Raw genomic sequence first — 13832 nt, 5'->3', positions numbered from 1 at the left:
GAAAATGACAGGGGAAAAGCTCAAATGTCTTCTTTTCGTGGAAAATTCCTGGCGGCCGCGCTGATGGTGACGGTAGCCATGGGGGCAGCGCTCGACGCCAACGCAAAACGCCTCGGCGGTTCGCGCAGCGTGGGCAAACAATCGTCCAGCGTGACGCAGCAGCGTCAGGCTACGCCGCCGCAACAGAATGCGCCGGCCCAGCAACAGCCCGCGCAGCAGCAGGCAGCCCCGGCAACGGCCGGCGCTGCAGGTGGCGCAGCGGCTGCGGCGCCGAAGCGTAACTGGGGTGGCATGCTCGGGGGCCTGGCGGCCGGTCTGGGCCTGGGCTACCTGCTGTCGCACTTCGGCCTTGGTGGCGCGGCGGCCAGCTTCCTGGCCAACGTGATCATGATCGCCGTGATCGCGATGATCGCCCTGTGGCTGTTCCGCAAGTTCCGCGGCGGTTCGGCCCGTTCGCAGACGCCGGCCTACGCCGGCATGGGCGGCAACGGCAACAGCTCGCCGTTCGGCGGCGCGGCCCGCAACGCCGAGCCGACGCTGCGCCAGGCCGAACCGGTGCAGCCGGCCGGCTATAACGGCGCGGCAGCCAATCCGGTCATGGGCGGCGCGGCCGCCGGTGCAGCCGCTGCGGCAGTGCAGCAGCCGTGGGGCGTGCCGGCCGACTTCGACACCGAAGCCTTCCTGCGCAACGCCAAGGTCCACTATGTGCGCCTGCAGGCCGCGTGGGACGCCGGCAACCTGGACGACATCCGCGAATTCACCACGCCGGAAATGTTCGCCGAGATCAAGATGGACCTGTCCGAGCGCGGCGAGGCGGTCAACAAGACCGACGTGGTCACGCTGGAAGCCCAGTTGCTCGGCATCGAGAACACGCCGGCCCAGCACATTGCCAGCGTGCGCTTCTCGGGCATGATCCGCGAGAACACCGGCGATGCGGCGCAGCCGTTCGGCGAGGTCTGGAACCTGGCCAAGTCGACGTCCGGCGGCGGCTGGCTGCTGGCAGGTATCCAGCAGGAATCCTGAGCGCCGCGCCCGCCGCCGCATGGATGACATGAAGCGGCGGCCGAGTAGCTTAGAATGGAGGCCCACGTACGCGTGGGCCTTTTTTTGTTGGGCAGACCTGCCCGGAACCGGACGCCATGAACGCCTTGCCGACACCCCTGGCCGCGCCGATCGTCGCCGCACTGAATCACCTGATCGAACAGGAGCCCTGGGCCTGCGGCCTGCTGGCGCCGTTTGCCAGCCGCGTCATCCGGTTCGACGCCGCGGCGTTCGCGCTGTCCCTGCGGATCACGGAGCAGGGCGGCATCGAGCAGGCGGCAGACACCGATACGCCCGCCGTGACGCTGCTTGTGCCGTTGCAGCAATGGCCGCTGGTGGTGGCCGACGTGGCCGAGGGCGGACAGGCCGCCGCGATGCGCCATGTGCGGATCGATGGCGATGCGGAGCTGGCCAACGCCGTGTCGACGCTGGCGCGCAACCTGCGCTGGGATGCGGCCGAAGACCTGTCGCGCGCCCTGCGTGGCGTGATGGGTGGCCCGGTCAGCGACAGCGTGGCCCAGCGCATGGTGGACGGCGCGCGCCAGGTGCATGAAAGCGCCACGCGCGTGGGCCGGGCGCTCCTCGACAATGTGACCGAATACCTGCTCGACGAACAGCCGACCCTGGTGCGCCATGCCGCGCTGGACGGGTTTGGCACCGACGTGGCGCGTGTGCGGGATGATCTGGCGCGGCTGGAAAAGCGCCTGGAACGCCTGGAACGCTCGGGTGGGCAGGGGGAGGAGGCTTCGGGCCAGCTTCCATCGGCCCATCGTTGATCGTCATGTCACTCTCCGCTGCCGCATCGCGCGGCGCAGTCTTCTGAAAATCCCCGCATGACCCGCCTGCTGCGTCTCTGCAAGATTGTCTTCGTCATCCTGTATTACGGGCTCGACGAGCTAGTGCTGTCCGGCTTCAAGAGCCGGCGCATCAAGTTCCTGGTGCGCGTGATCACCATCGGCCGCAAGCTGGAACAGCCCCGCGGCGAACGCCTGCGCCTGGCGCTGACGGCCCTGGGGCCGATCTTCGTCAAGTTTGGGCAGGTGCTGTCCACCCGGCGCGACCTGATGCCGCCCGATATCGCCGACGAACTGGCGAAACTGCAGGACCAGGTGCCCCCGTTCGACTCCGCAGTGGCGGTGAAGATCGTCGAGAAATCGCTGGGCCGGCCGCTGACGACGCTGTTCGAGAACTTCGAGCACCAGCCCGTAGCCAGTGCGTCGATTGCGCAGGTGCACTTCGCCACGCTGCGCGGCGGCCCGAACCATGGCCGCGAGGTGGCGGTGAAGGTGCTGCGTCCCGGCATGCTGCCCGTGATCGACAGCGACCTGGCGCTGATGCGCGACATGGCCACATGGCTGGAGCGCGTGTGGGTCGATGGCCGCCGCCTGAAACCGCGCGAGGTGGTGGCCGAGTTCGACAAGTACCTGCATGACGAACTGGACCTGATGATCGAGGCGGCCAATGCCAGCCAGCTGCGCCGCAACTTTGCCGACAGCGACCTGCTCTGCGTGCCCGAGGTGTACTGGGACTGGTGTACCAGCAGCGTCTTCACCATGGAGCGCATGCACGGCATCCCGATCTCGCGTACCGAATCGCTGAAGGCGGCGGGCGTGGACATGCACAAGCTGGCCGAGGAAGGCGTGGAGATCTTCTTCACGCAGGTGTTCCGCGACGGCTTCTTCCATGCCGACATGCACCCGGGCAACATCCTGGTGTCGGTGCAGCCCGAGACGTTCGGCCGGTATATCGCGCTGGACTTCGGCATCGTCGGCGCGCTGTCCGAGTTCGACAAGAACTACCTGGCGCAGAACTTCATCGCCTTCTTCCGCCGCGACTACCACCGCGTGGCGCTGCTGCACGTGGAATCGGGCTGGGTGCCGCCCGAGACACGTGTCGAGGAGCTGGAATCGGCCGTGCGGGCGTGCTGCGAACCCTATTTCGACAAGCCGCTGCGCGAAATCTCGCTGGGCATGGTGCTGATGCGCCTGTTCCAGACGTCACGCCGGTTCAACGTCGAAATCCAGCCGCAGCTGGTGCTGCTGCAGAAGACCCTGCTCAATATCGAAGGTCTGGGCCGCCAGCTCGACCCCGATCTCGACCTCTGGAAGACCGCCAAGCCGTTCCTGGAGCGCTGGATGTACGAGCAGGTCGGCTGGCAGGGCGCGTGGGAGCGCGTCAAGGTCGAAGCGCCGCAGTGGGCCAAGATGCTGCCCGACTTCCCGCGCCTGGCGCACCAGTTCCTGGAGCGCCGCGCGCTGCTGAACAACGGTGAGCAGGAACGCCTGCTGACCCAGCTGGTGCACGAACAGCGCCGTACCAACCGCCGGCTCTCCACCGCGCTGATGCTGATGGGCGGCTTCCTGGCGGGCATCGTGATCGTCCAGGCGCTGGCCTGGGCGGGCTACTGGTAACCCTGCACCTGGAGCCGTGCGCCCCACGCTGCACCGTGCCGGTGCGAGTGTGGGGATTTGACCGCGCCGGGGGGAATTTTTTTCGTCCCGGGGAGTCTGCGTCGCTATAATCCGCGGTTTGATTCGGCTACGACCGCCTATGCCCGTCCCGGGCGCCCGCGGCCCCGACCGATGAATTGGACTCCGGGCGGAGTCAGCCTGGCGCTCCAGGCATCCGGCCGGCATTCGGTTTTTCGCCACCAGGGCATTTCTGGCTATTTGGGATAGGGCAGCGGCATGCTGATCTGGTTCGTCATCATCTATTGGGTTATCTCGGTCGGCATCGGCCTGTGGGCGGCACTGCGCGTCAAGGGCACCGCCGACTTCGCCGTCGCGGGCCGCAGCCTGCCGTTCTACATCGTCACCGCCACGGTTTTCGCCACATGGTTTGGCTCAGAAACCGTGCTCGGCATCCCCGCCGTTTTCCTCAAGGAAGGCCTGTCGGGCGTGGTGTCCGATCCCTTCGGTTCGTCGCTCTGCCTGATCCTCGTGGGCCTGTTCTTCGCCCGGCCGCTGTACCGGATGAACCTGCTGACGATCGGCGACTACTATCACAACCGCTACGGCCGGCTGGCCGAAGTGCTGACCACGCTGTGCATCGTCGTGTCGTACCTGGGCTGGGTGGCGGCGCAGATCAAGGCGCTGGGCCTGGTGTTCTATACGGTGTCGGACGGCGCGCTGTCGCAGGAGGCCGGCATGATGATCGGCGCGGCCAGCGTGCTGGTCTATACGCTGTTCGGCGGCATGTGGTCGGTGGCCGTGACCGACTTCATCCAGATGATCATCATCGTGATCGGCATGCTCTATATCGGCTACGAGGTCAGCGGCCAGGCTGGCGGCGTGACCGCCGTGGTGTCGCATGCGGCGGCGGCGGGCAAGTTCGAATTCCTGCCATCGCTGGACTTCGTGCAGATCATCGGGTTTGCGGCGGCGCTGTTTACGATGATGCTTGGCTCGATTCCGCAGCAGGACGTGTTCCAGCGCGTGACGTCGTCCAGGACCGAGCAGATCGCCGGCCGCGCGTCGGTGCTGGGCGGCGTGCTGTACTTCTTCTTCGCGTTCATCCCGATGTTCCTGGCCTACTCGGCGACGCTGATCGATCCGCAGATGGTCGAGAAGTACATCAATTCGGATTCGCAGCTGATCCTGCCCCAACTGATCCTGAACCATGCGCCGATGTTCGCCCAGGTGATGTTCTTCGGGGCGCTGCTGTCGGCCATCAAGAGCTGCGCTTCGGCCACGCTGCTGGCGCCGTCGGTGACCTTCGCGGAGAACATCCTGCGCCCGTATTTCCGCCATCTGAGCGACAAGCAGTTCCTGCGCGTGATGCAGGCCGTGGTGCTGGTCTTCACCACGCTGGTGACCCTGTTCGCGCTGAATTCGCACCTGTCGATTTTCCATATGGTGGAAAACGCCTACAAGGTGACGCTGGTGTCGGCGTTCGTGCCGCTGGCCTTCGGCCTGTTCTGGAAGCCGGCCACCCGCCAGGGCGGCCTGCTGGCCATCGTGCTGGGCCTGTCCTCGTGGTTGACCTGCGAGGTGGCCTTTGCCGGAGCCACCGTGCCGCCGCAGATGGTGGGCCTGATGTTCTCGATCAGTGGCATGGTGTTCGGGTCGCTGCTGCCGCAATGGATCAGCGACCGGCCGCCTGTCCGTGAAGTGCATATTGCTTAACTTTTGAGCGCCAGGGCGAAATCGTGACGATTACGCCCCCGAAAGCCCCCATTTCCCGCCGGTAGACGCCTCGCCGACGGTTTATAATCCAAGGCTTTGCATCGCCGCGCGGGTATATTTTCGTGCGCCGGCCCTTGTCGATCGGACGGGGCGCTGCCATCTACCCGCTTTACGTTTCAGATTCCACGAAAGAACCATGCCGATCTATGCCTACCGTTGCGACGCCTGCGGCCACGGGCGCGATGTGCTGCAGAAGATGAGCGACGCCCCGCTCACGGACTGCCCATCCTGCGGCACCGCCGGAACCTTCAAGAAGCAACTGACCGCTGCCGGCTTCCAGCTCAAGGGCTCGGGCTGGTACGTGACCGATTTCCGTGGCGGCAGCGGCGGCACCAGCGCCCCGGCGTCTGCGGCGGCATCGGCTGCCCCGGCAGGCGATAGCGCTCCGGCTGCTCCGGCCGCCGCTCCGGCGGCACCGGCCACGCCGGTCGCCAGCAGCAACTGAGCGCCAGGCAAGCCGTGGCCACCAAGAAAACATCCGCCATCAAGACCTGGTTCCTGACCGGTCTGCTTGTGCTCGTGCCGCTGGGCATCACGTTGTGGGTGCTCAACCTGATCATCGGCACGATGGACCAGAGCATGGCGCTGCTGCCGCTGGCGTGGCAGCCCGAGAACATCTTCGGGCGCCGCATCCCGGGGCTGGGCGCCATCCTGACCCTGCTGTTCATCCTGCTGGTGGGCGTGCTGACGCACAACTTCATCGGTCAGCGCCTGGTGCGCTGGTGGGAGGCGCTGCTGGGCCATATCCCGGTGGTGGGCCCGATCTATACCAGCGTCAAGCAGGTGTCGGACACGCTGCTGTCGTCGTCGGGCAACGCGTTCCGCAAGGCGCTGCTGGTGCAGTATCCGCGTGAAGGGTCGTGGACGATCGCGTTTCTGACCGGGCGTCCGGGCGGAGACGTGCAGAATCACCTGCAAGGCGAATACGTGAGCGTGTACGTGCCGACGACGCCGAACCCGACTTCCGGCTTCTTTTTGATGATGCCGAAGGCGGACACCATCGAGCTCGACATGACGGTCGACGCGGCGCTGAAGTACATCGTGTCGATGGGCGTGGTGGCGCCCACCGACCTGCCGCGCCGCGCCCCCGGCGATGCCCGCGCGGACGAAGCCGTGCTGGATGCCGACGAAGTCGCCGACACCCATACCAACTGATTTGCGCGCGGCTGCCCGGCGGCCGCGCTTTACAGGGACTCTCTCCTATGTCTTCCATGCGTACACATTACTGCGGTCTGGTGACCGAACAACTGACCGGCCAGGAAGTGGCCCTGACGGGCTGGGTGCAGCGCCGTCGCGACCATGGCGGCGTGATCTTCGTCGACCTGCGCGACCGTGAAGGCCTGGTGCAGGTGGTGTGCGATCCGGATCGCCCGGAGATGTTCAAGTCTGCGGAAGAAATCCGCAACGAGTTCTGCATCCGCGTGGTGGGCAAGGTGCGCCCGCGTCCGGCCGGCACCGAGAACAGCAACCTGACCTCGGGCAAGATCGAGGTGCTGTGCCACGAGCTGACCGTGCTGAACCCGTCGGTCACGCCCCCGTTCCAGCTGGACGACGACAACCTGTCGGAAACCACGCGCCTCACGCACCGCGTGCTGGACCTGCGCCGTCCGCAGATGCAATACAACCTGCGCCTGCGCTACAAGGTGGCCATGGAAGTGCGCAAGTACCTGGACGCACAGGGCTTCATCGACATCGAGACCCCGATGCTGGGCAAGAGCACGCCGGAAGGCGCACGCGATTACCTGGTGCCGTCGCGTGTGAACCCCGGCCACTTCTTCGCGCTGCCGCAGTCGCCGCAGATCTTCAAGCAGATGCTGATGGTCTCGGGCTTCGACCGCTACTACCAGATCACCAAGTGCTTCCGTGACGAGGACCTGCGCGCCGACCGCCAGCCCGAATTCACCCAGATCGACTGCGAAACGTCGTTCCTGACCGAACAGGAGATCCGTGACCTGTTCGAGGACATGATGCGCACCGTGTTCAAGAACGCGATCGACGTGGACCTGGTCTCCAAGTTCCCGGTGATGGAATTCCGCGAAGCCATGGCCCGCTTTGGCTCGGACAAGCCCGACCTGCGCGTCAAGCTGGAATTCACCGAACTGACCGATGTCATGAAGGACGTCGACTTCAAGGTGTTCTCGGGTCCGGCCAACAGCGACAACGGTCGTGTGGTGGGCCTGCGCGTGCCGGGCGGCAGCGCCATCTCGCGCGGCGAAATCGATGCCTACACGCAGTTCGTGGCGATCTACGGCGCCAAGGGCCTGGCCTGGATCAAGGTCAACGAAGTGGCAAAGGGCCGTGACGGCCTGCAGTCGCCGATCGTGAAGAACCTGCACGATGCCTCGATTGCCGAAATCCTCAAGCGCACCGAAGCCAAGGACGGCGACATCATCTTCTTTGGCGCCGACAAGGCCAAGGTGGTGAACGACGCCATCGGCGCGCTGCGCCTGAAGATCGGCCATTCGGAATTCGGCAAGAGCACCGGCCTGTTCGAGGACACCTGGAAGCCGCTGTGGGTGATCGACTTCCCGATGTTCGAGTACGACGAGGAAGATGCCCGCTGGGTCGCCATGCACCACCCGTTCACGAGCCCGAAGGACGAGCACCTGCAGTATCTGGAAACGGATCCGGGCAAGTGCATCGCCAAGGCCTACGACATGGTGCTGAACGGCTGGGAAATGGGTGGCGGCTCGGTTCGTATCTACCGCGAGGATGTGCAGAGCAAGGTGTTCCGCGCGCTGAAGATCGGCGCCGAAGAAGCGCGTGCCAAGTTCGGTTACCTGCTCGACGCACTGCAATATGGTGCGCCGCCGCACGGTGGCCTGGCCTTCGGCCTGGACCGTATCGTGACGATGATGGCCGGTGCCGATTCGATCCGCGACGTGATCGCATTCCCGAAGACCCAACGCGCCCAGGATCTGCTGACCCAGGCCCCGAGCTCGGTCGACGAGAAGCAACTGCGCGAACTGCATATCCGCCTGCGAGCGCAAGAGCCGAAGACCACGGCCTGATTGCCCGACCTGCCGCCGGATCATTCCGGTTACGGCACGAAAAGCCGCGCGCAAGCGCGGTTTTTTTGTTTCCGGCGCAAGGATGCGTTTCCATTTGTTACCACCCGGAACGAAGGCACCCGAGATGTTGTCTTTCTGCCTGATGCGCGCGAAGCTGGCCCACCCGAAAGGCCGGTCGTGACGTGGGAGGACAACACCAGATGCTGCAACTCGATACGGAAACAATCCGGGCCTTTGTACTGGCCCATGCGGAAACCATCCTGACCTGGCTGGTGGCCGGGCTGCTCATGATGCTGCTGGCGCGCTTCGAGCTGCGCCGCGCGGTGCGCAAGTCGGCCCAGGCCATGTCGGAATCGGTGGCGACCACGGTGGCCGCCTGCGTGCCCGATATCGCCCATGCCGTGCAGAACGCGCAGCCGCTGCCGGATTACTCCCAGCCCGTGCAGGGCGAAGGCCCCGTGGCAGCGCAGCGTGCCGAGGCCCTGCGCAAGCTGGCGCTCGATACCGTGGCAACCGTCATGGCCCGAGGCCGCTGGCTGGAGGACCTCGGCAACCTGCGGCTGGCCGAAGACGCCCTGCTTTCTGGCCGGCGCGCCGGTGGCGCCGACCCGCTGCTCGTGGTGGCGCCCCAGCCCGTGGTGCAGGCCTACCTGACCGCCCAACGCACGTTTGACGACGAGGCAACGCGCCTGCAGACCCATCGGCGCGAGGCGCTTCGGTTGCAGGAAGCGCTGCAGCAGGTGACCGCCGAGGCAGCCCATGTCGAGCAGGAAACGGCCAGCATCGTGCTGCGCTTCGAACAGGTCAATGCCCAGGCCGCGCAAGGCGTGGAGGCGGGCGACTACCAGCGCTTCCTGATCCAGAAATACAACCAGCTTGGCATGCGCGAGAAGGAAATCGGCCAGGAACGCGCCGAACTGGCCGCCCAGGTGCGCGAAAGCACCGATGCGTTGGCCGAACATGCCCATGTGGCGGCGCAGCGCTACACCCAGTCGCTGGCGCCGCTGATGCAGCAATTGCGCGCCGCTTGGGGCCATGGCGACTCGCCCGAGGTCTTCGATACGTGGCTGAGCGGTATGCCCGGCACGGGGCCGGACGGCGTTGCCAGCCCGGTTCCCGGCGGGCACTACCTGACGCCCCGGGGAGAGGGCGCGCAGACAGCCGCCTGATTCCACATCGCGGTATTCAGACAGCGGAGGACGCCGAAGCTGGCGCCGCTGCGCTATGCTTGGGGTCTGTTGCTTCCAACGCCCCATGCGCTACAAGATTCCCGAATCTGTGCTGGTCGTCATTCATACGCCAGACCTGCAAGTCCTGTTGATCGAGCGCGCCGACCGGCCAGGTTTCTGGCAATCGGTGACGGGCAGCCTCGATGCCGAAGACGAGCCGCTGGCGGCCACTGCCGCCCGCGAGGTCGCCGAGGAAACCGGCATCGTTGCCAGCCGCTACCAGTTGACCGACTGGCGGCATACGATCGACTACGAAATCTACCCCCAGTGGCGTCATCGCTATGCCCCCGGCATCACCCGGAACACCGAGCACTGGTTCGGCCTGTGCGTGCCCGAGCCCTTGCCGGTGACGCTGGCGCCGCGTGAACACCTGCAGTTCGAATGGCTGCCCTGGCAGGCGGCTGCCGAGCGCTGCTTTTCGAGCAGCAATGCCGAGGCGGTGCGCCAGCTGGGGTGGCGCATGGCCGGCGCGCAGGGTGTGGAGGCCGGCGCCGTGCGGGGAGTGGCGCGATGAAACTGCGCGTCGTGACCTACAACATCCACAAGGGCGTGAAGGGGTTCACGGGCAAGCCGCGTATCCAGAGCGTGCGCACGGGCCTGCAGTCGATGGACGCCGATATCGTGTTCCTGCAGGAAGTGCAGGATCGCAACGACCGCCTGATCGCCGCCGAACTGTTCGACCCCGATCACACCCAGCTCAACTACCTGGCCACCGATGCCTATCCGCATTCGGTCTACGGGCGCAACGCCGTGTACGAGCACGGGCACCATGGCAATGCGATCCTGTCGCGGCATCCGATCCTGATGTCGGAAAATCTTGATATTTCGGATCACCGCTTCGAACAGCGCGGGTTGCTGCATGCGGTGGCGGATATCAACGGAGTGGAGGCGCACCTCATCTGCGTGCATTTCGGCCTGTTCGCGCGCAGCCGGGTGCGGCAGGCCAGCGCGCTGGTGGAGCGCGTACGGTCGGTGGTGCCCGACCATGCGCCGCTGGTCATCGCCGGCGACTTCAACGACTGGAACCACAAGCTCGATACCCGCATCTGTAACACGCTCAATGCCGTGGAATCGGCCCATGCCAAGAACGGGCGGATCCACACCTTTCCCAGCCATATGCCGTGGTGGCAGCTCGACCGCATCTACGTGCGCGGCTTCGAGATCGAACGGACGCAGGCGCTGACGGGCCGCGAGTGGGCCGAGCGCTCGGATCACGTGCCGCTGATGGCCGAACTGGCGCATCGCGTGGCCATTCCGGAAGCGTAAGGCGGCAGGAGTAAAAGTGGCAAAGGGCCCGCCCGGGGCCCTGCGGGCAAGGTGTCAGTGCGCCGCCAGATAGTCGCGGATCCAGTGGTAGATCGCGTCCGCGTCGGCCAGGTCGATCACCGGCAGCGTGGTCTGTCCGGCCACCTGGTCCATCGCATCGGTGGCTACGGCCACCACGCCCGGCACTTCGGTCCAGAGCGGCGCCTTGCCGTTGGCGGGCCGGTAGATTTCCAGCTTGGGGAAATCGCTCCATTTGTAGCCCTCGACCATCACCAGATCGGTGTCGGGCGGCAGTACGGCCAGGGCTTCGCCAATTTCCGGCGACGGCTTGTCTTCCGGGTAATGACGCATCAGCGTCAGGTGCCGGGCGCCCACCAGCACCACGTTTTCGCAACCGCCCTGGCGCATGCGCCACGAATCCTTGCCAGGGGTATCCGGATCGAAACCGTGGTGCGTGTGCTTGATGCCGGCGACGCGCAGGCCGCCGGCCACGAAGCGGGGGATCAACTGGTCCAGCAACGTCGTCTTGCCGCTGCCCGAAGAACCGGCGATACCGAATACCTTCACAATGCTTTCCCTGTTGGGCGTCACAATGTCCCGACAATAGCAGAGTTCGGCCGGGCCATGTGCAGGAGCCGCCCGTTGGTCGATAATCGAGCCATGTCACGGATCTACGATCGCGCCGAACCCGAATTGCCACGCACCCCCGATGCGCCCGATGCCGGCCCGGCCGATGCCGCGCCATCGGCGCCGTCCGCGCCGCCCACGTCTGCGCCGGGCATGCCCGGCATGCCCGGGTCGGTCCATGAACTGCGCACGGCCGGGTCCCAGGCCAAGGCCAGGCTGATGCACTGGGTGCGCCGGCGCGGCAGTCCGGTGCCCGGCAACCTCGTCGACTTGCTGCGCAACGGCCAGGAGTTCTTTCCGGCGCTGATCTCGGCCATCGACGCTGCGCAGGGGCACGTGGTGGTCGAGACCTACATCTACGCCGACGATGACGTAGGTGCGCGCGTTGGCGATGCGCTCATCGCCGCCGCCCGGCGCGGTGTCGATGTCCGGCTGGTGGTCGACGGGTTTGGCGCCGGCGACATGCCCGAAGCGCTGCTGCACCGCCTGCGTGCCGGTGGCGTCAACGTGGAGATCTACCGGCCGCTGCGCGGCTTCAAGTTTGCGCGGCGCCACCTGCGGCGGCTCCATCGCAAGATTGCCGTGGTCGACGGCAAGGTGGCCTTCGTGGGCGGCATCAATATCATCGACGACCACAATCACGGCCCGGTGGACCTGCCGGAACTGGGGCCGCGCTACGACTTCGCGGTGCGCGTGCGCGGGCCGCTGGTGGCGCAGATTGCGCTGGCATCGGCCCGGCTCTGGTTTCGCATCGCACAACGGCGCGGCCTGCGCGAAACCGCGAATGCGTTTGCTGAGGTGGAACTGCTGACGCGTGGCGCACGGCAGGCACGTGGCGATGTCCAGCCCCACGGTGTGCCCGCCGCCTTGCTGCTGCGGGATAACCTGCGCAATCGCCGCACCATCGAACGGGAATACCTGTACGCGCTGGGCTCCGCCCGCCGCGACGTGATCCTGGCGAACGCCTACTTCCTGCCCGGCCACAAGATGCGCCGGGCGCTGCTGGCCTGCCGCGAGCGCGGCGTACGCGTGCGGCTGCTGCTGCAGGGCATGGTGGAATACCGGCTCCAGCACTGCGCCACTCACGCGCTCTACGCGCGGCTGCTGGAGGCGGGCGTGGAGATCTACGAGTACGAGGAAAGCTTCCTGCACGCCAAGGTGGCGGTGGTCGACGATACGTGGGCCACGGTGGGTTCGAGCAACATGGACCCCTTCAGCCTGTTGCTGGCGCGCGAGGCCAATGTGGCGGTCTATGACGCCGCATTTGCCGATACGCTGCGCACCCGGCTGGAGCGCGCCATGGACCACCGCAGCGCACGTGTGATGCCGGAAGTGCACGCCCGGCTGCCGCGTTTGCGGCGCTTTGCCAATTGGGCGGCCTACTACGTGTTGCGTCTCGGCGTCGTCATCGCCGGGGTGACGGGGCGCTACTGAGTCGCCGCCGGGGCGTCACACGGTAACATGGTGCCTTGCCACAGGACGGCCGCAGCCGGCTGCGCGCACCCGGCGATCCGATGCGGTTTTTAAGCCTTTGCTGCAATGCGCCGCAACGCGCCACCTGCCGGCCCCACCGGCACCGTGTGTTTAGAAACCCGGGTCTAATTAAATACTTGATGCCAGTCGGCCTCGCCAGAATAATCTGAACGACCGTTCTTTTTTGGCTTAGACTTCGTGCATTTGCGATGGCGGTTTGCTGTCGCGGCGCCTGCCGAAAGCAGCGTCAAGCCAGGAAACAGCATCCGCGGGATGCTGCAGAGAACGGAGAGAAAACCATGCGACACCAGTCAGTTCGTCTTGAATCCGCCGCCGCGCCCACGCCCTTGCGAAAGGGTGAGATGACGCGCGTGGCGATTCTCGATGCCGCACTGGAACTGTCGTCCCGCGACGGGCTGGAAGGGCTGACCATCGGCCTGCTCGCGGAACGCATGCAGATGAGCAAGAGCGGCGTGTTCGCGCATTTTGGTTCGCGCGAAGACCTGCAGGTGGAAGTGGTGCGCGAGTATCACCGGCGGTTCGAGCAGGAGGTGTTCTATCCCTCGCTGCAGGAGCCGCGCGGTCTGCCTCGCCTGTGGTCGATGGTGCGGCGCTGGATGGAAAAGCGCATCCAGGAAGTGACCACGGGTTGCATCTACATCAGCGGGGCGGTCGAGTACGACGACCGCGCGGAAAGCCCGGTGCGTGACGAGCTGGTCAAGAGCGTCACGATCTGGCGGGCCGCGCTGTTGCGTGCGATCGACCAGGCCAGGGAAGAGGGGCACCTGCGTGCGGATTGCGATCCGCGCCTGATGCTGTTCGAGATGTACAGCCTTGAACTAGGCTTGCATCACGACGCCCGATTTCTGCGCCTGCCGGACAGTGCCGAACTTGCCATGGTCGCGCTCAACAAACTGATTCAGTCTTACCGTACCTGAGCCGCCCCCCGGCAACGGTCGCACGCGTCCCCTCCAGGGCGTGCGACATGCGCGTGTGGCGGC

13 protein-coding genes are annotated in these 13832 nt (G+C 65.9%); 12 read left to right on the top strand and 1 reads right to left on the bottom strand.

All coding sequences use genetic code 11. The annotated features are described in order from the left end of the window. Positions 1–24 precede the first annotated feature (24 nt). The 10 genes from A9J21_RS23245 (at position 25) to A9J21_RS23200 (ending at position 10731) form a co-directional block, all read left to right on the top strand. Positions 25–1023 carry a Tim44 domain-containing protein gene (locus tag A9J21_RS23245; RefSeq protein WP_066739525.1) on the top strand — a complete coding sequence of 333 codons (999 nt, stop codon included), beginning with the start codon at positions 25–27 and terminating at the stop codon, positions 1021–1023. A 116-nt stretch (positions 1024–1139) separates the two neighbouring features. After that, the gene (locus A9J21_RS23240) at positions 1140–1817 is read left to right on the top strand and encodes an SCP2 domain-containing protein (protein WP_066739524.1); all 678 of its coding nucleotides are present in this window, start codon (positions 1140–1142) and stop codon (positions 1815–1817) included. A 57-nt stretch (positions 1818–1874) separates the two neighbouring features. Further along, positions 1875–3452 carry a ubiquinone biosynthesis regulatory protein kinase UbiB gene (gene ubiB, locus A9J21_RS23235; RefSeq protein ID WP_066739523.1) on the top strand — a complete coding sequence of 526 codons (1578 nt, stop codon included), beginning with the start codon at positions 1875–1877 and terminating at the stop codon, positions 3450–3452. Between the two features lie 276 nt (positions 3453–3728). Next, positions 3729–5165, top strand: a complete 1437-nt coding sequence (locus A9J21_RS23230) for a sodium:solute symporter family protein (protein ID WP_066739522.1) — start codon at positions 3729–3731, stop codon at positions 5163–5165. Between the two features lie 196 nt (positions 5166–5361). After that, positions 5362–5670 carry an FmdB family zinc ribbon protein gene (locus tag A9J21_RS23225; RefSeq protein ID WP_066739521.1) on the top strand — a complete coding sequence of 103 codons (309 nt, stop codon included), beginning with the start codon at positions 5362–5364 and terminating at the stop codon, positions 5668–5670. Positions 5671–5684: 14 nt separating this feature from the next. Beyond that, positions 5685–6380: a DUF502 domain-containing protein gene (locus A9J21_RS23220; protein WP_066739520.1), complete on the top strand. Its 696-nt coding sequence runs from the start codon at positions 5685–5687 to the stop codon at positions 6378–6380. A gap of 47 nt (positions 6381–6427) precedes the next feature. Beyond that, on the top strand, positions 6428–8236 hold the full coding sequence (gene aspS, locus A9J21_RS23215) for an aspartate--tRNA ligase (RefSeq protein ID WP_066739519.1): 1809 nt from the start codon (positions 6428–6430) through the stop codon (positions 8234–8236). Positions 8237–8436: 200 nt separating this feature from the next. After that, positions 8437–9405, top strand: a complete 969-nt coding sequence (locus A9J21_RS23210) for a hypothetical protein (protein ID WP_404851409.1) — start codon at positions 8437–8439, stop codon at positions 9403–9405. A gap of 85 nt (positions 9406–9490) precedes the next feature. Further along, positions 9491–9979 (top strand): dihydroneopterin triphosphate diphosphatase, encoded by a 489-nt coding sequence (nudB, locus tag A9J21_RS23205; protein ID WP_066739518.1) that lies wholly within the window; start codon positions 9491–9493, stop codon positions 9977–9979. After that, complete coding sequence (locus tag A9J21_RS23200; protein WP_066739517.1) at positions 9976–10731, top strand: endonuclease/exonuclease/phosphatase family protein; 756 nt, start codon at positions 9976–9978, stop codon at positions 10729–10731. The genes nudB and A9J21_RS23200 overlap by 4 nt, the downstream gene beginning before the upstream one ends. Positions 10732–10785: 54 nt before the next feature. Here the strand turns inward: A9J21_RS23200 and mobB are convergent, their stop codons facing one another. After that, positions 10786–11298: a molybdopterin-guanine dinucleotide biosynthesis protein B gene (mobB, locus tag A9J21_RS23195; RefSeq protein ID WP_066739516.1), complete on the bottom strand. Its 513-nt coding sequence runs from the start codon at positions 11296–11298 to the stop codon at positions 10786–10788. Between the two features lie 57 nt (positions 11299–11355). Between mobB and clsB the strand changes: the two genes are divergently transcribed. Continuing rightward, on the top strand, positions 11356–12792 hold the full coding sequence (gene clsB, locus A9J21_RS23190) for a cardiolipin synthase ClsB (RefSeq protein WP_066739515.1): 1437 nt from the start codon (positions 11356–11358) through the stop codon (positions 12790–12792). A gap of 386 nt (positions 12793–13178) precedes the next feature. Further along, entirely contained in the window at positions 13179–13769 is a 591-nt protein-coding gene (locus A9J21_RS23185; protein WP_066739514.1) for a TetR/AcrR family transcriptional regulator, read from the top strand. Positions 13770–13832 lie beyond the last annotated feature (63 nt).

Origin of the sequence: Cupriavidus sp. D384 (assembly GCF_001652915.1) — a bacterium.
Taxonomy (GTDB): Bacteria; Pseudomonadota; Gammaproteobacteria; order Burkholderiales; family Burkholderiaceae; genus Cupriavidus.
This window is presented reverse-complemented; position numbering and strand designations above follow the sequence as displayed.

Excerpts from the sequence above, each read along its gene's own strand:
- A9J21_RS23245 (WP_066739525.1), top strand. The coding sequence starts at position 25 with ATGTCTTCTTTTCGTGGAAAATTCCTGGCGGCCGCGCTGATGGTGACG.
- A9J21_RS23240 (WP_066739524.1), top strand. The coding sequence starts at position 1,140 with ATGAACGCCTTGCCGACACCCCTGGCCGCGCCGATCGTCGCCGCACTG.
- ubiB (WP_066739523.1), top strand. The coding sequence starts at position 1,875 with ATGACCCGCCTGCTGCGTCTCTGCAAGATTGTCTTCGTCATCCTGTAT.
- A9J21_RS23230 (WP_066739522.1), top strand. The coding sequence starts at position 3,729 with ATGCTGATCTGGTTCGTCATCATCTATTGGGTTATCTCGGTCGGCATC.
- A9J21_RS23225 (WP_066739521.1), top strand. The coding sequence starts at position 5,362 with ATGCCGATCTATGCCTACCGTTGCGACGCCTGCGGCCACGGGCGCGAT.
- aspS (WP_066739519.1), top strand. The coding sequence starts at position 6,428 with ATGTCTTCCATGCGTACACATTACTGCGGTCTGGTGACCGAACAACTG.
- A9J21_RS23210 (WP_404851409.1), top strand. The coding sequence starts at position 8,437 with ATGCTGCAACTCGATACGGAAACAATCCGGGCCTTTGTACTGGCCCAT.
- nudB (WP_066739518.1), top strand. The coding sequence starts at position 9,491 with ATGCGCTACAAGATTCCCGAATCTGTGCTGGTCGTCATTCATACGCCA.
- A9J21_RS23200 (WP_066739517.1), top strand. The coding sequence starts at position 9,976 with ATGAAACTGCGCGTCGTGACCTACAACATCCACAAGGGCGTGAAGGGG.
- clsB (WP_066739515.1), top strand. The coding sequence starts at position 11,356 with ATGTGCAGGAGCCGCCCGTTGGTCGATAATCGAGCCATGTCACGGATC.